The organism is Shewanella sp. YQ_9 (assembly GCF_043103185.1).
In the GTDB taxonomy this organism is placed as follows: domain Bacteria; phylum Pseudomonadota; class Gammaproteobacteria; order Enterobacterales; family Shewanellaceae; genus Shewanella; species Shewanella algae.
Genome location: NZ_JBICJO010000039.1, coordinates 144,412 through 168,868, shown reverse-complemented (window position 1 = coordinate 168,868; position 24,457 = coordinate 144,412). Strand labels below are relative to the sequence as shown.

Here is a 24,457-nt window from a genome sequence, read left to right as displayed (position 1 = left end):
GATGACAATAAAAGTGGGAATTAACGGCTTTGGCCGCATGGGACGGCTGGCCTTGAGGGCTGCCTGGGATTGGCCGGAACTCGAATTTGTGCAGATCAACGACCCTGCTGGCGATGCCGCCACCCTGGCGCACCTGTTGGAGTTTGACTCGGTTCATGGCCGTTGGTCGCACCCAGTCGAGCATGAGGGCAGTGCCATAGTCATAGCCGGGCGGCGGATAGCGACCAGTCGCAATCAGGCCATTGCAGACAGCGATTGGTCTCAATGCGATCTGGTGATTGAGGCCTCGGGCAAGATGAAAACCAAGGCGCTGCTGCAGGCCTATCTTGATCAAGGGGTGAAACGGGTGGTGGTGACAGCGCCGGTGAAAGAGGACGGCGTCGCCAATCTGGTGATGGGGGTGAATCATCAGAGTTACGACCCGGCCAGGCATCCGATAGTGACAGCCGCATCCTGTACCACCAATTGTCTGGCGCCTGTGGTCAAGGTCATCCATGAGAACTTCGGCATTCGTCATGGCTCCATGACCACTATCCACGACATCACCAACACCCAGACCATATTGGATGCGCCCCATAAGGATCTGCGCCGAGCCCGCGCCTGTGGCCAGAGCCTGATCCCGACCACCACAGGCAGTGCCACCGCCATTACCCATATCTTCCCTGAGCTGAAAGGCCGCCTCAACGGCCATGCGGTCAGGGTGCCACTGGCCAACGCCTCGCTGACCGACTGTGTGTTTGAACTGGAGCAAACAGTGACAGAGCAACAGGTCAACGACTTGCTGCAACAGGCGGCCGAGACTGAGCTCAAGGGCATTCTCGGCTTCGAGTCGCGGCCGCTGGTGTCGGTGGACTACAAGACAGATCCCCGCTCCTGCATAGTGGATGGACTGTCCACCATGGTGATCAACGGCACTCAGCTGAAGCTCTACTGTTGGTATGACAACGAATGGGGTTATGCCAACCGCACCGCCGAGTTGGCGCTGATGGTGGGCCGTTTGGACCGGGATGCCTGAAGGACAACATCATGGCTGAAATGAGTCCGGCGCTGCGCCAATACCTGCTGATCACCGGCAACTACTGGGCCTTTACCCTGACAGATGGTGCGCTACGCATGCTGGTGGTGCTCTATTTCTATCAGTTGGGTTACGGTGCGCTGGCCATTGCCATGCTGTTTCTCTTCTATGAGTTTTTCGGTGTGGTCACCAATCTGTTGGGCGGCTGGCTCGGTGCCCGTTTGGGGCTCAACCGCACCATGAATATCGGCCTTGGGCTGCAGATAGTGGCGCTGGCCATGCTGTTGGTGCCTCAGGCCTGGCTGACCATTCCCTGGGTAATGGCGGCCCAGGCGCTGTCGGGGATTGCCAAAGATCTCAACAAGATGAGTGCCAAGAGTGCCATCAAGACCCTGGTACCCAAGGATGCGGCCCAAGCGGGGCAGACCCTGTATCGCTATGTGGCGCTGCTGACCGGTTCCAAGAACGCCCTCAAGGGGATAGGTTTCTTCCTCGGCGGCGCCCTGCTTAGCCTGCTGGGGTTTGCCGGTGCCATTGCCGCCATGGCCGCTGTTTTGACCTTGGTGTGGCTGAGCTCGCTGCTGTTTCTCAAGGCGGAACTGGGCCAGGCCAAGAATAAGCCCAAGTTCAGTGAGCTTTTTTCCAAGAGCCGGGCAGTGAACATTCTCTCTGCGGCTAGGCTGTTTCTGTTTGCCGCCAGGGATATCTGGTTTGTGGTGGCCTTGCCCGTGTATCTGGCCAGCCAATTTGGCTGGGATCACTGGCAGGTGGGGGGCTTTCTGGCCGGCTGGATTATCGCCTACGGCTTGGTGCAGGCCCTGGCACCCAGGCTGACCTCTAGGACTGACGGCAAGACAGCCGGCAAGCATAAAGGCTCGGCCTTGCCGGGACGGGCGGCGGCGCTCTTCTGGTGCGGCTTGCTCACCCTGGTGCCTGCTCTTATCGCCCTTGGGCTTGGCAGCCAATACTCGCACATCTGGCTTATCGGTGGCCTGTTGCTGTTCGGCGCCTTGTTTGCGGTGAACTCTTCGCTGCACAGTTTTCTGATTGTCAGTTATGCCCGCGAAGATGGGGTATCCCTGGATGTGGGGTTCTACTATATGGCCAACGCCGCCGGGCGTTTGCTGGGCACAGTGCTTTCCGGTGCGCTGTTTCAGTGGTGGGGGCTGGAGGCTTGTCTCTGGGTTTCCAGCGCCATGTTACTGCTGACATTGGTTATCTCCCGTGGTCTGCCGGAAGAGCATGAGGCGCAATGATCCACTGCAAAATTAGACTATAAGGGAGTGTCACTTTTTTCCATAAGGGCATAGGCTTAGGGAAGGTGCGGCAGAGTTTTTCCGCAGCTGTATTGGCCGAATTGTTTCAAAGAGGGAAGTGTCATGTCCATGAGTTTGCAGTTTTGGGGCGCCACCCAAGAAGTCACAGGTTCCTGCCATCTGTTGCGGGTCAACGGCGAAAGCTTGCTGTTGGATTGTGGTCTTATTCAGGGAGGGCGGCAGGATGAACTGCGTAACCATGAAGCCTTTCCCTTTGCTCCTGAATCCCTGACTGCCGTGGTGTTGAGCCACGCTCATATTGACCATTCGGGGCGCTTGCCCTTGCTGGTGAAGCAGGGTTTTAGCGGCCCCATCTATACCCATAAGGCCACCATGGAGCTGTGCGCCATCATGCTCAAGGATGCCGCCATGCTGCAGCAGCGTGATGCCGAGCGGCAGAACCGCAAACGTGCCAAGCAAGATCTCGAGCCCATAGAGCCGCTGTTCACCGAAGAAGATGTCGAACTGGCACTGACCCGCTTTATTCCACTGGACTATGGCACCAAGCTGGACCCCATTCCCGGTGTGACCCTGTGTTTGAGTGATGCCGGCCATATTCTGGGGTCGGCGCTACTGGAGCTGTGGATCAATGATGGCAACACCCAGAAAAAACTGGTGTTCAGTGGCGATCTCGGTCGTGCCGGTATGCCGATTCTGAGAGACCCGACGCTGATCCAGCGGGCCGATCTGGTGCTGATGGAAAGTACCTATGGCGATAGGTTGCACCGGAGTTGGGAGGCGACCCTGGAAGAACTCAAGGGGATCTTCGCGACAGCCATCAGTGAGAGCCGTGGCAATATCCTGATCCCTGCCTTCTCGGTTGGCCGGGCGCAGGAGCTTTTGTATCTGTTTCACCTCTATGCCGGGGAGTGGGATCTGTCACGCTGGAAAATCTGCCTCGACAGCCCCATGGCCATAGAGGCTACCAAGGTGTATATCAATAACTATCCCTTGATGGACGAGGACTTCAAGCGTTTCGTACATCAACACCCCGGGCAGCACCCGCTGCTGTCTGGGATAGAGTTTATCCAAAGTACCGAAGAGTCGATGGAACTCAACGACGTACACCAGGGGCTTATCATTATTGCCGGCAGCGGCATGTGTAACGGCGGTCGTATCCGTTGTCATCTGGAACACAACCTGTGGCGGCCCGAGTGCGACATTATCATCTGTGGTTTTCAGGCACTGGGAACCCCGGGGCGGCTGTTGGTCGATGGCGCCAGTGAGCTCACCATCAACGGTAATTCGGTGAACGTCGCCGCCAGAATTCACACAGTCGGTGGGCTGTCGGCCCATGCGGATCAGGCCGAACTGCTGCGCTGGTACCGTGAGTTTGAGGGGGCGCCGCCACTCATTCTGGTTCATGGTGAGCCGGATGCCCAGCGGCAACTCCTGAGTGTGCTGGAACATGCCGATGGCGTGCAGCCCAAGCCCAGACCCCAGGCCTCGGCCATAGCGACCGAAGGCGACAAGCTGGATCTCAGCCGTTTACCCGAACTGAGCTGGGTTGTGGGAGATATATAGTGAACTGGCATCCCAATGCCAGGGGATGCCGGTATTGACTCGCCTGAGCTTAGGGAAGGTGCGAACCACGCCTTGCATTCAGGCCCGTAAGCCAACGCAGAGCACGCATGGGACTTGTTCGCACCTTCCTTAGTTATAGGCGCCGGCAGAGTAGTGCAGTTCATAACTGTGGCTGTATAGCTCAAGGATATTGCCGAACGGGTCTTCCATGTAGATCATTCGGTAGGGCTTTTCGCCGGGATAGTAGAACCTGGGTTTCGCCATGCGCTTTTTCCCGCCGGCGGCGACAATTTTCTCCGCCAGCGCTTCTATGTCGGGATCTTGCACTGCGAAATGGAAAATGCCGGTTTTCCAGTATTCGAAGTTATCTTCCGGGTTCTGCTGGTTGTCGAATTCAAACAACTCTATGCCGATACGATCACCAGTAGAGAGGTGAGCGATACGGAAACGCTGCCAGCCGGAGCCGAAAACATCGGTACACATCTCACCTATGGCTGAGTCATCTTCAGTGATCTCTGTGGGCTCCATAATGACATACCACCCCAGAACCTCAGTGTAGAATTTGACGGCGGCATTCAGGTCGGGAACGGAAATGCCTATATGAGAAAAAGTACGTGGATAAGTTGTAGACATATTAGCCTCTTGTATAGTGCGGCGTTGGAATGGAAGCAGATTAACTCGCAATTGACTTGTCTAAAAATTATCATTTATTCTTATTTTAATTACGTATTGTTATTATCATCTGAATGATTAACCCTAACTGGCTGAAAACATTTAAAACGTTGATAGATACCGGCCATTTTACAAAAACGGCAGACGTCTTGTTTATGACCCAGCCCGGTGTCAGTCAACAGATCCGTAAGCTTGAAGAAAGCTGCGGCCATGCATTGATCCGGCGTATCAACAAGACTTTCGAGATCACTGAGCAGGGCAAATTGGTGTACGAGTATGCCTGCCAACAAGCATTGAATGAGCAAAACCTGTTTACCAAACTCAGTGACAATGACCCCTTCTCTGGCCGCTATCAGTTGGCTTGCTCCGGTTCACTGGCGCTGCATTTATACCCCAAACTGCTGGCGTTACAGAGCCAACACCCAGGGCTCACAGTCGAAGTTGAGGCCGCTCCCAATCAAAGAATATTGGCGCTGGTGCTACAAGGAGAGGCCGATGCGGGCATTGTTACCCATGTGCCAAACCAGAGTTTACTCAGCGTGGAAGTCATAGGTCAGGAGCCTTTGCTGATTGTTGTGCCCAAGGGCTGTAAAGTGACTGGTGATATTGCAAAGACCTTGCTCTCCCTGGGATTGATCAGTCATCCGGATGCGGAGCATTACCTGTCGCTATTTTTGTCCAATTGCGCAGAACCAAACCTGGCTTCACTCGATACGGGAAAGATAAAAATCAGCGGGTACGTCAACCAGATAAATCAGATACTGCTTCCTGTATCGCTTGGTTTGGGTTTTACCTTGTTGCCGCAATCGGCCGTGGCCAGCTTCATTGAAAAAGACAGGATTGATGTGTATCGGCCGCCATCCATGGTTTATGAAACCCTCTATCTGATCCGTAAACGCAGTATGGAGCTGTCGCAAAGGGTTCAGTTTCTCAATCAAGAGGTGAGAAAAGCCATTAACCATTAATGGCTTGATTTTCGCGTTGGTACTGAACACCTGGATTATCCCCAAATGCAGTTTTAGGTATTCCGGGAAAGACAAACGCCACTTGATAAAGGAGCGTTTTTACTGTTGGCGCAAACTTGGCTTTAGCCCTGGTGCTGCCAGAGGATCTCCAGCTCATCGGCTTCGCCCATGGCCGTTTCCAACAGGTTGACGAGCTCGGCATCGGCACCGCTGGCCTTGAAGGTTTCTATTTGAGTGCGGTTCAGCCAGTAATCCTGGTCGGCATCATGCTCTTCTACCAGGTTGTCGATCAGATACTGCAGCTGCTGCTCAGAGATATGGCCGATAAAAGCGCCGGTTTCTTTATTGCTGAGTTTGATCATTCTCTCTCCTTGGGTTGATGTGGCCTCAGTGGCCGGAAATCACAGCTCGCACTATATCTTGTTCAGTAAGTGCGTTGAATCCCATGTTTTGTCATAAAGCTCTCCTCATAAACGACCCCGGCCAGGGTGGCGATAGCCAGGCCAAGTACCAGTGCCAGCAGTAGAGGCTTACAAACCCCCATGGGCACCAGCCAGATCAGCAGCAGCGCCAATACGCAGATGCCACCGCTTATGGGGTTAAACAGCAGTTCCATACTGATATCGAAGGCACCCAAGGATTCGGCGTCCTGATAGCGTCGGAAATGGAGCAGGAAATAGAGGGCGGCGCAAAGCAAACTGACACTGGAAAATGCCAACAGCCCGCTGAGGCTGAAAGTTTCTTTGAAGTATAAAGTGGCCTGGTAACCCGCCACAGTCAGTATTGCCAGCCAGATAACAAGCAATGGCGCCAGGATAAATCCCATTACAGTCCCTTGATTAGACGTCCATGTTTACAGGTGACTGTAACCTAAAAGCATTTGCACAACAAATCGCCTGAGGGGATTTGTGGCCCGGCTCGCTTCTCCACCAAGATTTGTTAGTGCTAACAGAGGTAAAACCACTATTTTTAACATTTAACAATCTGGTTACTTTTTGGGCTGTTTGCAGGATATACTCAGACAAGTAATTGTTGTCGGAAGAAAACTTGTTTGGAGAGTCCTTATGCGTTTTATCAAGACACTGTTTATCCTGTTGGCACTGATAGTGGCTGTGCCGCTGATTGCCGCTCTGTTTGTCAAAAGCGACTACCAGGTGACCACCAATGTGGTGATAAATCGCCCGGTGGCCGAGGTGTATGACTATGTAAAGTATCTTAAGAATCAAGATAATTTCAGCGTCTGGGCCAAGATGGATCCGGCGATTAAGCGCAGTTATCGCGGCGTTGACGGCACTGTTGGCTTTGTCTCGGCTTGGGAGAGTGACAACCCGCAGGTGGGCCAAGGCGAGCAGGAGATAGTCGCCATGGAAACCAACAAGCGCATCGATTATCAGCTCAGATTCCTGACTCCCTTCGAGGCTACTGAACCTGCCTACATGCTGTTTGAGCCCTATGAAGGCAATAGGACCAACCTCAGTTGGAGCTTTAAGGGGCATCTGGATTATCCGATGAATCTGATGTTTCTGTTTGTCGACTTTGAAACCATGATCGCCACGGATCTATTGCGTGGGCTCAGCAATCTCAAGCTGTTACTCGAGTCAGAACCCGCGCCGCAGGAACAGATTCAGAGCCCGTAAATCCAGGCCACCCATTGACGGTAAAGATTAAGCCCTATCAGCAGGTTAATCGGGAAGGTGACCCCCAGCGAGGCCAGCATGGCCACGCCGATATTGGCCGATGGAATGGCCGCGCGGATCGCCGCCGGTGCTGCAATATAAGAGGCGCTGGCACAGAGGCCGGCCAGTACCAGTGCCGAACCGGCGGGCAGCCCCAGGGCGTGACCTGTAATGATCCCCACCCAGGCGAGTACGAAAGGCGTGACGGCAGCGAATGCCAACAGGCGCCAGTGACTCAAGGGCAGCGGAGCACAAACCCTGGCGGTACACAATCCCATCTCCAGCAGGAACAGCGCCAGCAAGGTCTTGAATCCCTGCATCAGCACAGGGCTCAAAGAGGCCAAGCCCTCGGAGCCGTAGCCCCATCCGATAAGCACGCCGCCCCCCAGCAATATCACCCCACGGCTGGTAAGCGCTTCCAGCAGGATATTACCGCTGCGTCCAGGCTTATCCCGGTTCAGGCGTCGATAGAGCCACAACATGACTATGATGGATGGCAGCTCCAGCAGTACCAGATAGAGAGTGGTTTCGGGCTTGAGTGGCCAGCCCAGCTGCTCTGTCATGGCGTAGACAACGGCAAAAGTCCCGGCACTGACCGAACCGTAGTGGGCGGCAATACTGATGGCATCGCTCTGTGGCAGGCGAACCACTTTTTTCAATATGGGATACAGCGCCAGCGGGATAGCCAGTCCCAGACCTATCACTAACCCCAGCTCGGCAAAGGACAGCTGATCTGTGTGGCCGTGCAGCGCCATGCCGCCCTTGAGGCCCAGGGTCAGCATTAACAGTATGGAAAGGGTTTCGTAGGTGGATTCGGGGACTCTGAGATCCGATTTGAGCAGACCGGCCAACAGGCCTAGACCGAAAAAGGCAATAACAACATCAGGCATGGGGTTCTCCTTGTTAGACGGCTGGAGATTGTGCTCGCCCGGCGCTATATTGGAAAATAAATTATTCACTACATATATATAGATAATTATCTATGGATCTTCGCCATCTCAGCCTGCGCTTGTTGCAGGTGTATATTGAAGTAGTCCGGCGGCAGAATATTTCCGCCGCTGCCAGACACTTGTATCTGACTCAGCCGACCGTGTCGCTGCAATTGAAAAAACTGGCCGAGCTGGTGGGTGAGCCCTTGCTGGAAACCGGCCCGGGGGGACTGCGGCCGACTCAGGTGGGGCAGGAGCTTTACCACGCCGCCGTCGACGTGATGACCCGTTTGGAAGACTTCAACGGCATGCTGGCCAAGGTGCGGGAAGGGGAGAGCGGCCACATCAATATCGGCCTGGTGACCACGGCCAAGTACGTGGTGCCGCGGATCCTCGGCGCCTTCTATCGTCGTTTCCCCGGTGTCCGAGTCACACTGAACATAGGTAACCGTGCCCATGTGCTGAATCGCTTTGAGCATCTGGAAGACGATCTCTACCTCTTCAGCCATCCTCCCAGGGGCGAAACTGTGCAATCGGCGCGGATCATCCGTAACCCACTGCAGCTGATTGCCCCCAGAGATCATTGGGCCGCCGGGCAGAGTGAACTCAAGTTTGAGCAGCTCAGTCGCGAGCGGTTTCTCATCCGTGAGCCGGGGTCGGCTACTCGGTTAATGTTTGAATCCTGGCTCAGCGGTCAGGGGATGGAACTGGGCGACTGTATGCAGATAGAGAGCAATGAGGCCATTCGTCTGGGGGTCGCCTCGGGGCTGGGGTTATCTGTTATCTCGGCTCATACCCTGGAGGAAGGGCGTGAGCGCCCGGCTATTCTGGATGTGAAAGGCTTCCCGCTGGAAAGCAATTGGTATCTGGTGAGCCGTAAAGACAGGCGTATGCCCTATGCGGCGCGGCAATTGGTGCACTTTATGGCAGAGCATCTGCAGCAGTGCATAGAGGCCGAATGGGTGGCCGGTGACATAGCCAAGTTGCCGGTCAACCTGGGATTGGTCGATTGAGTCTTATCCTAATTAATCCAGCTCGCGTTCGTGCCCTTTCTCTTAAGGGGGTGTGGGCGTTGAGTGTTTTCGCTTCCCGGCGGGAGGTTTAACAGTAGGTTTCCAATTGTTAATCTTTCGTTGTAATCTGGGTGTTCCTTATGCAGTTTTGCCATTACAGGTGGAAACTGCAGCGATAACAATAACTACACGAGGTTGGAATGGAAACAATAATGGAGTGGGTTAGCCAGCTCAACAGCCTGGTTTGGGGTGTGCCCATGCTGGTGATGATCCTGGGGGTAGGACTGTTTCTGTCCATAGGTTTGCGCTTTATGCAGCTTCTCAAGCTGGGGAGAGGCTTCCGCTTACTCTGGTCCGGGCGGATCCCGGATAAAGACACCAATATGAAAGGGGAGATCAGCCCCTTCAATGCGCTGATGACGTCCCTGTCGGCCACCATAGGTACAGGGAATATCGCCGGGGTGGCGACGGCAATCTTTCTTGGCGGCCCGGGGGCACTGTTCTGGATGTGGTGCACCGCGCTGGTGGGAATGGCCACCAAGTTTTCTGAAGCCGTGCTGGCGGTCAAGTATCGCGAGGTCGATGATAGTGGCAACCATATAGGCGGCCCCATGTACTACATCAAGAATGGTCTCGGCCAGAAATGGGCCTGGTTGGGAACGCTATTCGCCTTATTTGGTGGTTTTGCCGGTTTTGGTATAGGCAACACAGTGCAGGCCAACTCGGTGGCCGATGCCTTGGACAGCAACTTTGGTGTTCCAGCCTGGGCAACTGGCTTGGCGATGATGATCCTGGTGGGGGCAGTCCTGATGGGCGGCATCAAGCGGATTGCCGACGTTGCCGGTAAGTTGGTACCCCTGATGACTGTGTTTTATATCACCTCAGGTTTGGCTGTGATTGTGGTCTATTTCGATCAGATCCCGGCGGCGCTGGAGCTGGTATTCGAGAGCGCCTTCAACCCAGTGGCGGCCCAGGGCGGTTTCGCCGGTGCGGCAGTGTGGGCCGCCATACGTTTCGGGGTGGCCCGAGGGGTGTTTTCCAATGAGGCAGGTCTTGGCAGTGCGCCGATTGCTCATGCTGCAGCCCAGACCAATAACCCTGTGGCTCAAGGATTGGTGGCCATGTTGGGTACCTTTATCGATACCATAGTGGTCTGCTCCATCACAGGTTTGGCGATTATCGTTTCCGGTGCCTGGACCTCGGGGGAAACCGGCGCAGCCTTAACCTCCTACGCTTTCAGCCATGCCTTGCCCATAGGGCAGTACATAGTGGCTGTGGCACTGGCTATCTTCGCCTTTACCACCATTCTCGGCTGGAGCTTTTACAGTGAAAAATGCGTGCAGTACCTATTTGGTACCAAGGCTATAGTGCCGTTTCGCCTAGTCTGGACTCTGATGGTGCCCGTGGGAGCCATGGCGTCTTTGGACTTTATCTGGCTGGTGGCCGATACCCTGAATGCCATGATGGCGATCCCCAACCTGATAGCCCTGTTACTGCTCAGCCCAGTGGTCTTTGCTTTGACTCGGGAATACTTTATCAAGCAGCGCCAGGCCGAGTTGCAAAAATAGCGAGCCAATTGCTTTTGAACCCAAAACAGGGCAACTCGAGTTGCCCTGTTTCTTTATCAGTCGGCGTTGCTGTCAAACTCAGTGTCTTCCAGCAACTCGAACATAGGTTCGGCATTGGGTAACTGTTTGAACAGGCGGCTGAAGTGCCTCTGCACCCCCTTGAGGTCTATCCCGGCCATCCCAGAGGCAAAACCAAACCAGGCATAGAGACCGCTGAAGTTGTCAAACATGGGCGGCAGATACTTGGGGGCGGCAATAAGCCCCTCCCTGTGGGCCTGATAAAGCACGGGGATATCCTCAATGGCCAGCTTGCCGACAAACAACATAGGGATAATCTCCGGGATCCCGGCTGTGATGGCGGAGCGGATAAAGTTAATGTTTTCCACATAGCCACGTACATAGGATATGTCCTTGGTGAAGTAGCTGCCACCCTGTACCATGCCGCCGCGAAACACCCGCTGAGTTACCCGGTAACTGTCTCGTTTGCTGAGATTCTGGCCGCAGAAATAGTTGAATACTTCAATAAAGTCGGCACCTTGCTCGGCCATATCGACCGCAGTGATCCTGTCGCTGATACGCCTGGCCCGCCCTGGGTTGGAGCTCAGGGTAATGGTTTCCATCAATACGGCCAGCCCTTCCTGGGCTGCTGCTACTCTGGGAGAGCCGACGCTGAGCCAGGTGGCCCAGGGTTGGGCCCGGCCATTGAGGGTGGTGCCCACGTGCACCCAGCCCTCATGCACCTCGTAGACATCGAGATCCGATTGGCTGAACAGCGCCTTGCTGTTGAGCTTGACCGTGTCGCCGCCCACGGCGGCATCCGAGACTATGCCATCACTGAGACGCACCCGAATATCGTCACTGTGAAAGTAATCTTTCAGGCGGCGGCCGAGTATATCCACCGCCTCCGGCGCGGCGATTTCTTTGGGGTGATGGCGATTGCTGCGCAGCGCTGCCGGCAGCGAGAAAATGTAACTCAAACGGTCGCCGAGCTGTCTGAGATTGTGTCTGTCACCATGGAGCTTATGGTTGGCGCTGCCGTAGAGGCGACGGCTGAATTCGCCGAAGTCGGCCTTGCCGCGGTGTTGCAGCATGTCGATAACCTGAAGATATTGCTCGATATTGGCTATCAATATCTTGCCCAGCTTGTCGTATCTTCCCAGGCGTTTGCGGGTCTGCAGACGCAGTTCGGATAACTCTTGGCGGGTCTTATCCGGGTCAAAAGGCAGCGGCAGACGCTGGTAAAACTCGGCGTCTATGGCGGGTAATTGCTTGCCGTTACTCTCGAGAAAACGGGCTTCCATCTCTCTCGGCCACTTGATGGCATCGAGGATTTTTATCGGTGTCTGCAACCGGATCAGCTCGTCCGAGAGGCGCCGCAGATCCTCTTTATAGGCACTTGTGTCTGGCATCAATAGTCTCCTCGGAAGACACAGGTTATTGGCGGCTATCATCTTGGATAACGCGCTGTCTGGCAACAGAATTTATCTTTGCCAGATCTTGGTGCAACCGCTTGGTTATTGAGCATAGTCGCCCCAGATGATTTAAGCTAATTAATTGATATTCATCATGTTGCATTGTTGGCATTCAAGCTGCTTACCTGAGATAGATGGCCGGAATTTCAGGAGCAGTTATGGCAAACATGAGTTACTTGAGTGTGATTGAACGTTTTCATGAGTATCAGCCGCTAATCGATGAACTATTGCAATCGATTCTGACCGGAATGGCCGACTCTCAGCTCTTTGACGACACAGGGCGGGCCATCAGGGTGTTTTCTGAAGTGGCAGCCTGCTATCCCTTCGTGGAATTGATGTATTTACTCGACGAAAATGGTCACCAAGTGAGCCCGAATCTGGCGCTTATCAAGCAAAAGATCAAACTGCTGGCTGTGGGTGAACACCCGGATCGCAGCCAGCGCCCCTATTTTCTCAATGCCAGCGACAAGAGCGGGGTGCAGATAACCTCACCTTATCTTTCCAATGCGTCCGGGCAATTGTGTCTGTCGGCGTCCCTGGGAGTGAGTCGTTTGGATGCCAGTCGCGGCTTTGTGGTAGTGGATATCAATCTGACCCGGCTGATTGAATTTATGATGGGCGACAGTCACAGGCGCAAGGTGACGCCACTGTTCAAGGCGGTTTATCTCACTCTGGTGACAGGGTTATTCATCATAGTCGGGGTACTGGTGCTGATTTCGGCCAGGGATATCTGGCACTTGTTGGCGCAGGGGCCGCAGCTGGCTCATGACTCACTCAAGCCGTTCGGGATCATCATCTATATCACCCTGGCCTTGGCGATATTCGATCTCGGCAAGACCATACTGGAAGAGGAGGTGTTGATGCATAAAGACATCTTCCGCCACAGCTCCACCCGGCGAACCATTACCCGCTTTGTTTCCACCATATTGATCGCCATCTCTATTGAGGCCTTGCTGACCATGTTCAAGGCATCACTCGGGCAGGTGGAATATATTCAGGGAGCGATTTTGATGATGCTGGCAGTGGTTGGTTTATTGGTGGCTTTGGGACTATACGTCTGGTTGGGAGCAAAAGCCGAGGCCCTGCTTATTCAAACCCAGTCTTTGCGGGGGCGGCAAGGATAAGGAGGATGTTGCTGACACCCTCCCACATCTGCAAGCCGACGCAGAGCACATGGGACTTGTTCACACTTTCCCTAAAACATATCGTCATCATCGAGCCCCATGGCTCGTCTGAGTTCCAGGCGCTCCAGGTAATCTTCCAAGCGGCGTTTTACCTGACGTTTGTGCTGCAGTGCCTTCTCGGCCTGACGGTTTTTTGGGGTGGTCATCGCTTCAATTTCAGCATCGTTGGGCACGAGTTCAACAATATGGGCCATAACGAATTCCTCACGGTTTATCCAAGGATTTTCTAGCCAAAAAAGCATTGGCTGAAAAGCAAAAATTTTTGTCTAACAAAGCAAATGATTCTGTCCGTCCCTCTACTCAATATTAGCCTTGGTTAAACTGAAATCTAGCACTGAGTCGCAACAGGAAGTGAGATCGAGACAACATTTTGACGATCTTTTCCAAGGACCTAAAACTTGGGGATTTTTTGCTGTTTTTGACTTGTTTTTTCCATGATCCTGACCAGAATTAACCTCATAGCATTCGCTTTATTGGCTAAGGACTAGGCTGTTTATGATCCAGGACGATCGTCTCACCGCATCATCCTCCCCTGCAAAAAGCTTCGGTTTTTCCACTCCGGCCTCGGTTTGGCTGATCATGTTGGTGGCGCTTCTGTTCACCTGTCTGGGTTGGTATCTGTTCAATCAATATGCGGAGCAGCGCGGACGTGAGCGCTTTGAGTATCAGGCCATGCTGGTCAAAGATGCCATAAGAGATCGTCTGTTGACCTATGAGCAGGTGCTGCGGGGCGGGGTGGGCCTGTTTATGGCATCCGATGGAGTGACTCGTGAGGAGTGGCATGAGTATGTGACCAACGCCAAGATGGAAAGCTTTTATCCCGGGATCCAGGGGATAGGCTACAGCGTTATTTTGCACCCGGAGCAACTGGCGGCCCATGAGGCGGCCATCAGGGCTGAAGGCTTTGATGAGTATCGGGTGTACCCTGCCGGTGAGCGCGACACTTATCAGGCCATCATCTATCTGGAACCCTTCGATTGGCGTAACCGGCGGGCATTTGGCTATGACATGTATTCCGAGCCGACTCGCCGTGAAGCGATAGACAGAGCCATCAACACAGGGGAGGCGGCGATCTCCGGCAAAATCACCCTGGTACAGGAAACCCAGCAGGATATTCAGGCCGGCTTTTTGATGTATTTGGCGCTTTATGATGAATCTGCCGCCGGTCCCAAGGCCGCCAAGGGCGTGGTCTATGCCGCCTTTCGGATGAACAACCTGATGCAAGGCATTTTGGCGGATAAGTTTCCCTCCCTGATTCTGCAGGTATTTGATGGTGATACCGCCTCTGACACTTCGTTGCTGTACAGTACTGAGGAGGAAGGCCAGGTTACCAAAACCTACAACCATGTGTTGCCGCTCAAAGTCGGTGGTCATCAATGGTTGCTGAAAATCGGCGCCGACAAGAGTTTTGTCTCCGAAACCGAGAAGCTGCAAAGCAAGCTGATGCTGGGCATAGGCGTGCTGTTTATCATGGTGTTGTTCTATTTCTTGCTCAATAACGCCAGAGCCAGGTATCAGGAAGGCTTGCTAGCCAATGAGATCCTTGCCAATGAGAAACGCTTCCGTCTGGTTATTGAGGCCTCGCCATCGGCGCTGATCATGGTAGATGGCCATGGACTCATCACTCTGGTGAATGCCCATACAGAGCAACTGTTCGGTTACGCCCGGGACGAACTACTGGGCCGCAGCGTGAATATACTGCTGCCGGAAAGCCTGCATAAGTCGCACAATCGGCACATGGGTGGTTATCTGCAGCAGCCGATTGCCAAGAATATGTCCCAGCGCGATGATCTGTTCGGCCGCGCCAAAGACGGTTCTTTGGTGGCGGTCGAAGTGGGGTTGACCCCAATCCATTTCACCAATGGCCAGTCGATTCTGGCCACTATCAACGATGTGTCGGATCGCAAACGGATTGAAGCCGAAAAAGCCCGACACACTGAGGAGCTGGAGAAGATCAACCGTGAGCTGGACAGTTTTGCCTACATAGCCTCTCACGATCTCAAGTCACCGCTGCGTGGCATAGAGCAGTTATCCGAGTGGTTGGCAGAAGATCTCAGCGACAACAGCAGTGAACAGGTGCAAAAGTATCTGCGACTGATCAAGAGCCGGGTACAGCGAATGGTACTCTTGCTGGACGGCCTGCTGACTTTCTCGCGCATAGGCAGGGTGGATACTGAGTTGACGGAAGTGGACAGCAAGCAATTGGTGCAGGATACCTTCAGCCTGGTGGCGCCGCCAACCGGGTTCAAGCTGACTATCCTGTCTGATATGCCGTTGCTGACCACGGCCAGAGTACCGCTGGAGTTGGTTTTCCGAAACCTGTTCAGCAACGCCATCAAACACCACGACAAGGGTGAGGGGGTACTCAGCGTCAGCAGCGAGCGCCAGGGCGACTATTATTGTTTTTGTGTCACGGATGACGGCCCAGGGATAGCTGCCAAGTTTCATCATAAAATTTTCGCAATATTCCAAACGCTTAAGCCAAGAGATGAAGTTGAAGGCAGTGGCCTTGGTCTCTCTTTGGTGAAAAAGTCGGTGGAAAACATGGGCGGCAAGATCTGGGTGAAATCGGAAGGGCGTGGTTGCAGCTTTTACTTCACCTGGCCGGCCCACTTCAAGGAGGAGTCATGAGTCAAACAGCCAGATACAAGGAAGTGACTATTCTGTTGGTGGACGACGACGATGTCGACTTCATGGCGGTGCAGCGGGCGATGCAGCAGCTCAGGCTGCTCAACCCCTTGGTCAGAGCCAGAGATGGGCTGGAGGCCTTGGAGATGTTGGGCGACGGTCGGGTGCGCTGCCCCTATCTTATCTTGCTGGATCTCAATATGCCGCGGATGAATGGCCTGGAGTTTCTCAGCCATATCCGCAATGACCCTGTGCTGTCTCTCTCCGTGGTCTTTGTGTTGACCACCTCAAGCGCCGATGAAGACAAGGTTGAGGCTTATAAGCATCATGTGGCCGGCTATATGGTCAAACATGAAATAAGCGATGGTTTTTATAATATTTTCAATATGCTGGAAAGCTATTGGCGTATTGTTGAGTTGCCGGAAGCCTGAGGGATGGAAAGCATGAATCTGCTGTTGATCGATGATGATGAGATAGACAGAGCCGCTATCATCCGCGCCCTGGATCAATCGTCACTGGCGTTCAAGGTGATGGAGGCCAACTGTGCCCAGAGTGGCTTGGAGTTCGCCTGCCAGCAGCGTTTCGACGGCATACTGCTCGACTATATGTTGCCCGATGCCAATGGTCTGGAAGTATTGAGCCGCCTCAATGAATCGGCCGGAGAGCAAACCGCGGTAGTGATGATCTCCCGTTATGAAGACGACAAGCTGGCGCAGCGTTGCATCGAGTTGGGGGCGCAGGATTTTCTGCTCAAGGATGAAGTGAATACCAGCCGCTTGACCCGTGCTATCCGCAATGCCAAGCAAAGGGCTTCCATGGCGTTGGCATTGCGCCAAAGCCACGAGAAACTCAAAGAGCTGGCCGAACATGATTCCCTGACCAAGCTGGTCAATCGTTACGGTTTTGAGCTCTGTCTGAACCGTACCTTGAGTCAGGTCAAGCGTCATCAGGACATGCTGGCGGTGATCCTCTTGGATCTGGATGATTTCAAGGGTATCAACGACACCTTAGGGCACCAGGTGGGGGATATCCTACTGGTGGAAGTGGCCAACCGTCTCAGTGCGGCGCTCAGGGAAGGGGATCTCATTGCCCGTCTCGGCGGCGATGAATTTGTAGTGCTGGTGACCGAGTCGGAGAATCGTTACTTCCCGATGGCGGTGGCCAACAGGCTGCAAAGGGCCTTTGAAGAGCCTTTCCCTCTGGGGGAACATGATGTGCTTATCGGCGCCAGTATTGGCATTGCAGTGTACAGCGATTCTGTCTGTGACAGCTCTGAGTTGCTCAAGTGTGCCGACATTGCCATGTATCGCGCCAAGAAGGTGGGCCGCAACCAGATCCAGTTCTATTCCGAAGAGTTGGCCAGAGAAGTCAGGTTTCGCAACCGCATCGAGATGGGCCTGAGAACCGCGCTGGAGCGGGATGAATTCAGGGTCTTTTATCAGGGGAAATTCGATGCGATTTCCGGCGAGCTGTTGGGAATGGAGGCCTTGCTGCGCTGGCAACATCCTGAAGATGGCCTGCTGGCGCCGGACAGTTTCCTGCCGATAGCCGAAGAGATAGGCCTGGTAGATGAGATAGGCGAGTGGGTGTTGGCACAGGCCTGCGCGCAAACCGTCAAGTGGCTGGCCATGCTGGCTCCGGTAGGCAAGCAGTTATCTGTGGCGGTTAACCTGTCACCGTCGCAGATCATTCGTGAAACCCTGTATCAGACCATAGTCAGGGTATTGCAGCAAACCGGGCTGCCGGCTTCGCTGCTGGAGTTGGAGCTCACCGAAAATGCCTTGATAGAGGAACCGCTGGAACTGGCCAAGGTACTGGAGCGGATAGCTGCACTGGGAGTTGTTTTCTCTCTGGATGATTTTGGCACCGGCTTTTCATCCCTCGAACACATCAAGTACTTTCCCATCAATGTGCTGAAAATCGACAAGAGTTTTGTGGCTTCGGTCGAACAGGATGAACGCGGCAAGCGTCTGTTGTCGGCCTTGATCAACTTTGCCAACGGCTTTAACGTGGTGTCAGTAGCCGAGGGCATAGAAACCGAGGCGCAGGCGCAGTTTTGCCGTGAGCGGGGCTGTAACCTGCTGCAGGGGTATCTCTATTGTCGGCCGATTCAGCCCCAGGATTTTGAAACCCAGCATATTTTACCTTTGCTGACCGAGGGGGATGTTTGATTTTACTTGCCTATTGGCAAGGGATAGTCAAAGATGCCACTTCTCTTGCTGGGCCATAACTCTTTGGCGGATCACTCAAACATGAAAATCGGTATTCTCTCTCAATTTCCCGAGCTCTATTCTACCCGCAGGCTGGTGGAAGCCTGTGAGGGACGTGGTCATCAGGCCAGGGTGATCAATCCACTCAACTGTTATATGAACATCAACTCGGTGCAGCCCAGTATTCATCTTGAAGGTGAGGAACTCAGCGGTTTTGATGCCATTATCCCGAGGATCCATGCCAGTGTGACTTTCTATGGCTGTGCCCTGGTGCGCCAGTTCGAGATGATGGGGGTGTACGCCGCCAATGACTCTATCTCCATAGCCCGCTCAAGGGATAAGCTGCGGGCACTGCAGTTGCTTTCCCGGAAAGGGGTGGGTATGCCGGTCACAGGTTTTGCCAGCAAGCCGGATGATATTCCTGATCTCATCGCCATGGTGGGTGGTGCGCCGCTGGTGATAAAGCTTTTGGAAGGCACCCAGGGGATAGGCGTGGTGCTGGCCGAAACCAAAAAGGCCGCCGAGAGCGTTATTGAAGCCTTTCTGGGGCTTAAGGCCAATATTCTGGTGCAGGAATATATCAAAGAAGCCAACGGCAGTGATATTCGCTGCTTTGTGGTGGGCGACAAGGTGGTTGCGGCCATGAAACGTCAGGGCCCGGAGGGGGATTTTCGCTCCAATCTGCATTTGGGCGGCAGCGCCGAGAAAATCAAGATTACCCCTCAGGAGCGCAAGACAGCCATTGATGCGGTCAAGGCGATGGGGCTGGCTGTTGCCGGGGTGGATATTCTTCGCTCCGAGCGCGGCGCCTTGGTGCTTGAAGTCAATTCGGCTCCGGGTATTGAAGGTATAGAGTTAACCACAGGTATCAAGGTGGCCGAGCCGATAGTGGAGCATATCGAAAAAATGGTTGCCGCCCGTAAACGCAATCGTCCTGTCATCGCCTGATTGCGCCTCGGGCTTTCCCATCCTTAGAATTCGAACTCATAGACATAGCTGAGCACTATCTTGGCATCGTCGTCCGGCAGATCCGTATCGGCCACCATAAAGGAGACTGAGCCTATGCCGGTTTCCTTGCTGATGGCCAAGTGGTAGTCGGCGTAGTCGGAAACCCCGAACCAACTCTGCACCACATCACCGTCTGAATAACCATAGTGTGCCGTCAGCGTCACGGTTTCCGTGATGGGATAGCTGAACCCGGCGTGGATATAGCTCAAATCCTTGTTATCCATTGGCGCAGCGGCCACGTCATCACCGGCGTTAACCACCTTGGCATAACCCAACTCAAACCACTTCCAGCTGAGAGTCAGCGCCAGCTCACCAAAGTCGATATCGCCTTCGGCATCCGGGTAGCCATAGTAGAGATAGCTGATGTCATAGCCAAAGTCTTCGCCTATGGTGCCGGAGTAACCACCGTAAAAATCGAGCTCGTAACTGGTATCGTCACCAAAGTCGACATTGGAGGCCCAGGTTCCCAGGTAAAAACCCGAGTCGTGGCTATAGTCTATACCGCCTTGAACGGCGACAGAGTCATCCGTCTGGGTGGTGCCGCGCCACAGATAGTTGGAGGCGGCACCTATATTCCCCGATACAGCGGCCTGGGCTTCGCCGGCCACCAACAACAGACCTGCAATAACTGACAGTGAAAACTTGGTGTGTTTCATTCTCATCCCCTCGATGGTTTGGGTTCTGGAGCCGGGCAAGCTTGACCGGTGCAGATACTCGTTATTGTCTGTGCGGAATGAGCGAATCCTGTGCCAAGTTTAAATAGGCATTAAATACATGTGGTTAGCTTTTGAGTGTGATGCAGGTTAAGGAAATGTTGCATTTCGCTGGGGCGGGTTGCACTTTTTTTGTGCAATGGAGTGTTGGGAACCTCAGGCAATAAAAAACGCCTCAATATGAGGCGCTTTCATCCGTGAAAAGCGGCTTAGTTGACGCTGTCACGCAGTGCCTTGCCGGCCTTGAACTTGGGAATAGTGGCGGCAGGGATTTGGATCTCTTTACCGGTTTGCGGGTTACGACCAGTGCGGGCTGCACGGGTTGAAGTTTCGAAAGAGCCAAAGCCTACGATGGAGATTTTAGTTCCTTCTTTCATGGCATCGGTCACTGCTACTTCGAACGACTTGAGTGCGCGGGCAGCTTCTGCCTTGGACAGGTTGGCGTGTTCTGCCATTTTAGCGATCAGTTCAGTTTTGTTCATCTGGAGCGTCTCTTCTTTCCGTCGATAAGTTATTATTGCCCATCTAACATGCCATAAGGTTTTTGGCTTGAAAAGGCCTTTCAGCGGGCTTCTTGGGCTTTATCCGCTATTTTTTAACCAAAAAGACACAAAATTGTGAGCCGGTCGCCGATTTCCTTAAATTCAGTGCGATCTAGTCAGACTTTTCCTGCTGCAAAAAGCGCTTGGTCCTGCCGGAAAAAGCCACCCAATACTGGAATAACAGCAAGGCCAGCAACACAGCCGCCAGCGGCAGCAAGGGGATATTTCGCCCTGCCAGCTCCAGTTTGACATCCTGCGGCGTAATCTGCAGTGCAACCAAAGCCGTAGTGGCAAATGCCATGAGTCCCAGAGTCTGAATAAAGAGATAGATACGCAATGCCCACAATGACCAGGATGTGCGCATTACTATGCCTACCAATACAGGGATGACTCCCAAGGTAAACAGATCCACAGCGCCGGTGCTGATGGTGCGCCACAGTGCTACCACAGCCAGTACCAGGTAGAGGATACAAAGCAGTACCAATGGTATTGGTCTTGAAATGGACATAAATGACTCCTGTGAGAAATTGGCCTAAGTCTATGGAAAGCCCTGGGGGGAGTCCAGCCGGATTTTAATCGCTTTTTGCGGTAAAATAACCGCCGACATTTTTGGCAGGATAACACTCAATGACAGAAGAGCAGTTTTGGGAGCTGGTCAGCCGCGACTATCCAGAACAGGACCAACAACAACTCCAGGCGCGTTTGACCGAAAAACTGCAAGGTCTTAGCGATGATGAGCTGGCAGAGTTTGATAAACACTTTGCCCGGCAGCTCAGGCTGAGTTACAGCTGGGATCTCTGGGGAGCTGCTTACATCATCGCCGGAGTCGATTCAGATTATGGCTTTGCCGAGTTTCGCAACTTCCTGGTGACTCTGGGTAAGGAGCGTTATCAGGCGGCCTGCAATGCAGCGGATTCGCTGGGGGAACTGGATGTTTGGCCGCAGCTGAATGGCTATGCTTATCCTTTTGTTGAGGAGATAGATCTGCTGGCCGGCCAGCTATACGAGACCCGTACCGGGAAAGAGTTGCCTTTTGTGCCTTCGGGGCTGAGTCAGCCCAAGGGTAAACGTTTCAACGATCAACCCAAGGCATTGCGCAAGCTTTACCCCAAGCTCAGCGCCCGTTTCCCTTTCTAAGCAGGCTTAGTCGTTGCGCATCTGCTCGCACTGAAAGCCTTGGCGGCGGGAGTCGAAGCGGCAGTAGCTGCCACACTCCCAAGGTGCCCCCTCCGAGGCCTGGGACTTCTCGATGGCAAACGCCTTACAGCTGGCATAGTCGCCAAAATCGTCCTCTTTGATATAACGCCCCGAATCGAAGCCATGGGTATAAATGAAGGCGCTCCAGGTTTCCGGCCCCTTGGGTTTGGCATCCTGATTGATGGCGACGAGAACAATTCCCAGGGCGGTAAATAGTCCCAAGGTAATCAGCAAAGACGGCGAAAATTTCACTGGCGCTCCTGTTGTGACTGGTTTTTAGCTCTGCTATTAGATTACTTCCTCGGGCCTGACTCAAGCAGCCTTGTGTTAAAGCTTGTTGGGGCTGCTACAAATTGATACTCAGGTTAACGCATTTTTTTGGGTGTCTATGAAAAATAACAAAATAAAATAATCACTTATAACAGGATGATGTTCGCATATTAGTTTTGCGTTAAGCCCGGATTCAGGTTAAATTTTATACTCTGAGTTTGAACCAAATGCATACTGACATTCGCTCCCAAAGGAGGCTGATATGAAAATCAGATATCTGTTACTTGCAGCTGCCCTGACCTCTGGCTCGGCGCTGGCGGCCGACAAGGTCGATGAAAACCCGGTTACCGAGTCGGGTAAGGTAAAAATTGAGTGGCAGTCACCCAAGGATTTTCGGGACATCAAGTCTGCCAGCGAGCTGCAATCCCGTTACGAAAAACGTCTGTTCGAGACCTTGACCAAAGCCTTGGATAAAGACGTTTCCTCATCTCTAAAAGACAACCAAAAGCTGGAACTGACAGTCACAGATGTGGATTTGGCCGGCGATGTGCGGCCTACCTTTGGCGCTACCGCCAACGATATACGTGTAGTCAAGAACGTTTATCCGCCCAAGATAAGTTTCAGTTATCGCTTGTTGGAAGGCGATCAGGTGGTCGTTGCCGGCGATGAAAAGCTGACTGATATGCAGTTTCTCGACCATGTAGACAGAATTAACAGCGACAGCTTCCGTTATGAAGAAAGAATGCTGAAAGACTGGTTCCAGAAAACACTCAAGCCTAAACTCTAAGCCGTCCTCGGCATCTCCAGCAAGCACAGCCCTTGGGTGCTGTGCTTGGCCTGTTTTTTTGCCAGTGCACACAAGCGGGACAACTCATGCTCGCTGGCGTCCAGACTCAATGGCGGTGGCAGTATTCCGACGCTGAGGCGCAGTAGCGGTTGAAGGCATTCCTGCCCTTGTCTGTCCTGTGCAAACAAGTGCTGTCGTTGCCAGTGCTCGTCACTGAAAAACTGCCTCTTGCCCTGTTCAAACTCTGCCAATATTTGCTGACAAACCCCGAGCAGTTGCGGCTCTGTGCCTATCATTACGAAATCATCCCCACCCACGTGGCCGATAAATTGCGCCTTGCCGTATTGTCTAAGCAGGCCGGCGACAGCCCTTATCACTTCATCACCGCGACTGAAGCCGTAGATGTCGTTATAGGGTTTGAAATGGCATAGATCAAAATAGGCCAGATAGAAATGCTGTCGCAGTTTGCGCAGCCGTTGCAGCTCTTCCTGAATGGGCACATTCCCGGGCAATTCAGTCAATGGGTTGGCGTGGCGCGCCGTCTGTATTCTGTGTTCAGTGATGCGCTGCAGCAGCTCGCGGGTATGGCCCAGACCGATGAAGTCGCCCTGACGCAGAATAATGAATTCCTGCGCTATTTCGGTACCAGGCTTGGCGGTGAGTTTTTGACTCACCCGCGACAGCGGCGTGGCCGCATCGACCATAAGCACATCTTTGTCCATGAGCTCTGTGACCGCCTGGTGCTCATGAAGGGCGCGGCCATAGGGCCGGGAAAACAGCTCCATCAGTCGATGGCGATAGACCAGCCCCAAGGGTTGTTTCTGCTCCAGCACCACTATGCACTGAAGCTCCGGCTGGGAGAGAAAGCGTTCGCTCAACTGCTTGAGTTCGGTATCAGAGCAGCAGGTTTGCGCCTGATGGCACAGGCTCTCTGCTGCCTCGTTGTATCTCGGTTGTTCCTGCTGACGAATGGCAAGATAGCGGGTCTGCAGTTGTCTATCAGGTTGCGCCTCGGGTCTGCCAAGCAAAAAGCCCTGACAATAGGTGATCCCGAGCTGACGCAGTATCGTCAGCTCGGCTTCTGTCTCTATGCCCTCGGCGATGACTTTACAGGTCAGGCTTTGGCACAGTTCTATGATGGAGCGGACAAACTCCTGTTTAACCGGAAACTTATCTATCTGATGGATAAAGTGGCGATCAATTTTGACATAGTCGGGCGAGAGTTCTGACCAGAGGCGCAGGCCTGAGTAGCCGGCGCCAAGGTCGTCGAGTGCGGTCAGAAACCCTTGATTGCGGTAGTGATCCAGACAGGCTTTGAGCTGATCTATGTCATCGGCCGGGTATTGTTCCGACAGCTCTATCACCACATTGGATGGTGCTATGCCGAACTGTTGCAAGAGTTTGAGTGTTTGCCCCTTGGGATGACTTGGATCCAGCAGTGCCTTGGGGGAGATATTGATAAACAGCTTGCCCGGCAGTTGTCTTTGCTGGAATTGCGCTATGGAGACCCGGCGGCACAAGGTCTCCAGCTCGGAGAGGCGTCCCAGTCGTTCGGCGGTTCTGAACAGATGAAATGGAGAATGAACGCTGCTGCCTATGGGGCCGCGGCTTAGGGCTTCAAAGCCATGAATACTGTTGCTGTCTATGTTGATAATCGGCTGAAACAGTGCGGTGATATCCTCTTTATCCAACACACTTCTAAGCTCAGCAATCCTGTCTATGGCCATCAAACTGCAATACCTCACCAGGCCCCAAATCGGATAGAGTC

General features: G+C 53.5%; 25 protein-coding genes. 14 read left to right on the top strand and 11 right to left on the bottom strand.

The window, feature by feature from the left end; all coding sequences use genetic code 11:
• The first annotated feature begins 1 nt into the window (after position 1).
• From ACF8D4_RS12810 to ACF8D4_RS12800, 3 genes are all read left to right on the top strand, one after another.
• Complete coding sequence (locus ACF8D4_RS12810; protein WP_025886849.1) at positions 2-1,015, top strand: ArsJ-associated glyceraldehyde-3-phosphate dehydrogenase; 1,014 nt, start codon at positions 2-4, stop codon at positions 1,013-1,015.
• 11 nt (positions 1,016-1,026) lie between these two features.
• Positions 1,027-2,271, top strand: a complete 1,245-nt coding sequence (gene arsJ / locus ACF8D4_RS12805; RefSeq protein ID WP_144160369.1) for an organoarsenical effux MFS transporter ArsJ — start codon at positions 1,027-1,029, stop codon at positions 2,269-2,271.
• Between the two features lie 123 nt (positions 2,272-2,394).
• Positions 2,395-3,855 (top strand): MBL fold metallo-hydrolase RNA specificity domain-containing protein, encoded by a 1,461-nt coding sequence (locus tag ACF8D4_RS12800; protein ID WP_392465681.1) that lies wholly within the window; start codon positions 2,395-2,397, stop codon positions 3,853-3,855.
• A gap of 129 nt (positions 3,856-3,984) precedes the next feature.
• On the opposite strand, the gene ACF8D4_RS12795 is transcribed toward ACF8D4_RS12800, so the two are convergent.
• A complete protein-coding gene (locus ACF8D4_RS12795) occupies positions 3,985-4,488 on the bottom strand; it encodes a lactoylglutathione lyase family protein (protein WP_093982030.1) in 504 nt (167 codons plus the stop codon).
• A 113-nt stretch (positions 4,489-4,601) separates the two neighbouring features.
• Here ACF8D4_RS12795 and ACF8D4_RS12790 point away from each other — a divergent pair, with 113 nt between their 5' ends.
• Positions 4,602-5,492, top strand: a complete 891-nt coding sequence (locus ACF8D4_RS12790) for a LysR family transcriptional regulator (RefSeq protein WP_144131857.1) — start codon at positions 4,602-4,604, stop codon at positions 5,490-5,492.
• Between the two features lie 122 nt (positions 5,493-5,614).
• Here ACF8D4_RS12790 and ACF8D4_RS12785 read toward each other — a convergent pair whose 3' ends face one another.
• Together ACF8D4_RS12785 and ACF8D4_RS12780 are read right to left on the bottom strand one after the other, a co-directional pair.
• Entirely contained in the window at positions 5,615-5,854 is a 240-nt protein-coding gene (locus tag ACF8D4_RS12785; RefSeq protein WP_025009307.1) for a hypothetical protein, read from the bottom strand.
• 62 nt (positions 5,855-5,916) lie between these two features.
• Complete coding sequence (locus tag ACF8D4_RS12780) at positions 5,917-6,318, bottom strand: hypothetical protein (protein ID WP_025009308.1); 402 nt, start codon at positions 6,316-6,318, stop codon at positions 5,917-5,919.
• 238 nt (positions 6,319-6,556) lie between these two features.
• On the opposite strand from ACF8D4_RS12780, the gene ACF8D4_RS12775 reads away from it, so the two are divergent.
• Positions 6,557-7,129, top strand: coding sequence for an SRPBCC family protein (locus ACF8D4_RS12775; protein ID WP_392465677.1), 573 nt, complete (start codon positions 6,557-6,559; stop codon positions 7,127-7,129).
• Here the strand turns inward: ACF8D4_RS12775 and ACF8D4_RS12770 are convergent.
• Positions 7,117-8,058, bottom strand: coding sequence for a sodium-dependent bicarbonate transport family permease (locus tag ACF8D4_RS12770; protein WP_028779640.1), 942 nt, complete (start codon positions 8,056-8,058; stop codon positions 7,117-7,119). The two genes, ACF8D4_RS12775 and ACF8D4_RS12770, sit on opposite strands and share 13 nt — an antisense overlap.
• 92 nt (positions 8,059-8,150) lie before the next feature.
• On the opposite strand from ACF8D4_RS12770, the gene ACF8D4_RS12765 reads away from it, so the two are divergent.
• Both ACF8D4_RS12765 and ACF8D4_RS12760 read left to right on the top strand, forming a co-directional pair.
• Positions 8,151-9,110: a LysR family transcriptional regulator gene (locus tag ACF8D4_RS12765; protein ID WP_392465674.1), complete on the top strand. Its 960-nt coding sequence runs from the start codon at positions 8,151-8,153 to the stop codon at positions 9,108-9,110.
• Positions 9,111-9,310: 200 nt separating this feature from the next.
• Complete coding sequence (locus tag ACF8D4_RS12760) at positions 9,311-10,678, top strand: sodium:alanine symporter family protein (RefSeq protein WP_028779642.1); 1,368 nt, start codon at positions 9,311-9,313, stop codon at positions 10,676-10,678.
• 56 nt (positions 10,679-10,734) lie between these two features.
• Here the strand turns inward: ACF8D4_RS12760 and ACF8D4_RS12755 are convergent, their stop codons facing one another.
• A complete protein-coding gene (locus ACF8D4_RS12755; protein ID WP_044733621.1) occupies positions 10,735-12,087 on the bottom strand; it encodes a flavohemoglobin expression-modulating QEGLA motif protein in 1,353 nt (450 codons plus the stop codon).
• A 221-nt stretch (positions 12,088-12,308) separates the two neighbouring features.
• Here ACF8D4_RS12755 and ACF8D4_RS12750 point away from each other — a divergent pair, with 221 nt between their 5' ends.
• Positions 12,309-13,274: a PDC sensor domain-containing protein gene (locus ACF8D4_RS12750; RefSeq protein WP_025009312.1), complete on the top strand. Its 966-nt coding sequence runs from the start codon at positions 12,309-12,311 to the stop codon at positions 13,272-13,274.
• A 71-nt stretch (positions 13,275-13,345) separates the two neighbouring features.
• Here ACF8D4_RS12750 and ACF8D4_RS12745 read toward each other — a convergent pair whose 3' ends face one another.
• Positions 13,346-13,528, bottom strand: coding sequence for a PA3496 family putative envelope integrity protein (locus ACF8D4_RS12745; protein ID WP_025886854.1), 183 nt, complete (start codon positions 13,526-13,528; stop codon positions 13,346-13,348).
• 301 nt (positions 13,529-13,829) lie between these two features.
• On the opposite strand from ACF8D4_RS12745, the gene ACF8D4_RS12740 reads away from it, so the two are divergent.
• The 4 genes from ACF8D4_RS12740 to rimK all read left to right on the top strand — a co-directional run bounded on the left by ACF8D4_RS12740 (position 13,830) and on the right by rimK (position 19,120).
• A complete protein-coding gene (locus ACF8D4_RS12740; protein WP_243882546.1) occupies positions 13,830-15,965 on the top strand; it encodes a CHASE domain-containing protein in 2,136 nt (711 codons plus the stop codon).
• The gene (locus ACF8D4_RS12735) at positions 15,962-16,393 is read left to right on the top strand and encodes a response regulator (protein ID WP_025009315.1); all 432 of its coding nucleotides are present in this window, start codon (positions 15,962-15,964) and stop codon (positions 16,391-16,393) included. The genes ACF8D4_RS12740 and ACF8D4_RS12735 overlap by 4 nt, the downstream gene beginning before the upstream one ends.
• Before the next feature lie 12 nt (positions 16,394-16,405).
• Complete coding sequence (locus tag ACF8D4_RS12730; RefSeq protein ID WP_109247330.1) at positions 16,406-18,133, top strand: bifunctional diguanylate cyclase/phosphodiesterase; 1,728 nt, start codon at positions 16,406-16,408, stop codon at positions 18,131-18,133.
• 81 nt (positions 18,134-18,214) lie between these two features.
• On the top strand, positions 18,215-19,120 hold the full coding sequence (gene rimK, locus ACF8D4_RS12725; protein WP_025009316.1) for a 30S ribosomal protein S6--L-glutamate ligase: 906 nt from the start codon (positions 18,215-18,217) through the stop codon (positions 19,118-19,120).
• Positions 19,121-19,143: 23 nt separating this feature from the next.
• Here the strand turns inward: rimK and ACF8D4_RS12720 are convergent, their stop codons facing one another.
• The 3 genes from ACF8D4_RS12720 to ACF8D4_RS12710 form a co-directional block, all read right to left on the bottom strand.
• Positions 19,144-19,836 (bottom strand): TorF family putative porin, encoded by a 693-nt coding sequence (locus ACF8D4_RS12720; RefSeq protein WP_392465667.1) that lies wholly within the window; start codon positions 19,834-19,836, stop codon positions 19,144-19,146.
• A gap of 266 nt (positions 19,837-20,102) precedes the next feature.
• The gene (locus ACF8D4_RS12715; RefSeq protein ID WP_025009317.1) at positions 20,103-20,375 is read right to left on the bottom strand and encodes an HU family DNA-binding protein; all 273 of its coding nucleotides are present in this window, start codon (positions 20,373-20,375) and stop codon (positions 20,103-20,105) included.
• Between the two features lie 172 nt (positions 20,376-20,547).
• Positions 20,548-20,943 carry a hypothetical protein gene (locus ACF8D4_RS12710; RefSeq protein ID WP_037436326.1) on the bottom strand — a complete coding sequence of 132 codons (396 nt, stop codon included), beginning with the start codon at positions 20,941-20,943 and terminating at the stop codon, positions 20,548-20,550.
• Between the two features lie 119 nt (positions 20,944-21,062).
• On the opposite strand from ACF8D4_RS12710, the gene ACF8D4_RS12705 reads away from it, so the two are divergent.
• Entirely contained in the window at positions 21,063-21,572 is a 510-nt protein-coding gene (locus ACF8D4_RS12705) for a DUF4240 domain-containing protein (RefSeq protein ID WP_144379758.1), read from the top strand.
• 6 nt (positions 21,573-21,578) lie between these two features.
• Here the strand turns inward: ACF8D4_RS12705 and ACF8D4_RS12700 are convergent, their stop codons facing one another.
• Positions 21,579-21,884, bottom strand: a complete 306-nt coding sequence (locus tag ACF8D4_RS12700) for a hypothetical protein (protein WP_208185160.1) — start codon at positions 21,882-21,884, stop codon at positions 21,579-21,581.
• Positions 21,885-22,164: 280 nt separating this feature from the next.
• Here ACF8D4_RS12700 and ACF8D4_RS12695 point away from each other — a divergent pair, with 280 nt between their 5' ends.
• Entirely contained in the window at positions 22,165-22,689 is a 525-nt protein-coding gene (locus tag ACF8D4_RS12695; RefSeq protein ID WP_025009321.1) for a DUF3016 domain-containing protein, read from the top strand.
• On the opposite strand, the gene ACF8D4_RS12690 is transcribed toward ACF8D4_RS12695, so the two are convergent.
• Positions 22,686-24,419, bottom strand: coding sequence for a GGDEF domain-containing protein (locus ACF8D4_RS12690; protein WP_372584259.1), 1,734 nt, complete (start codon positions 24,417-24,419; stop codon positions 22,686-22,688). The genes ACF8D4_RS12695 and ACF8D4_RS12690 overlap by 4 nt on opposite strands.
• Positions 24,420-24,457: the final 38 nt, after the last annotated feature.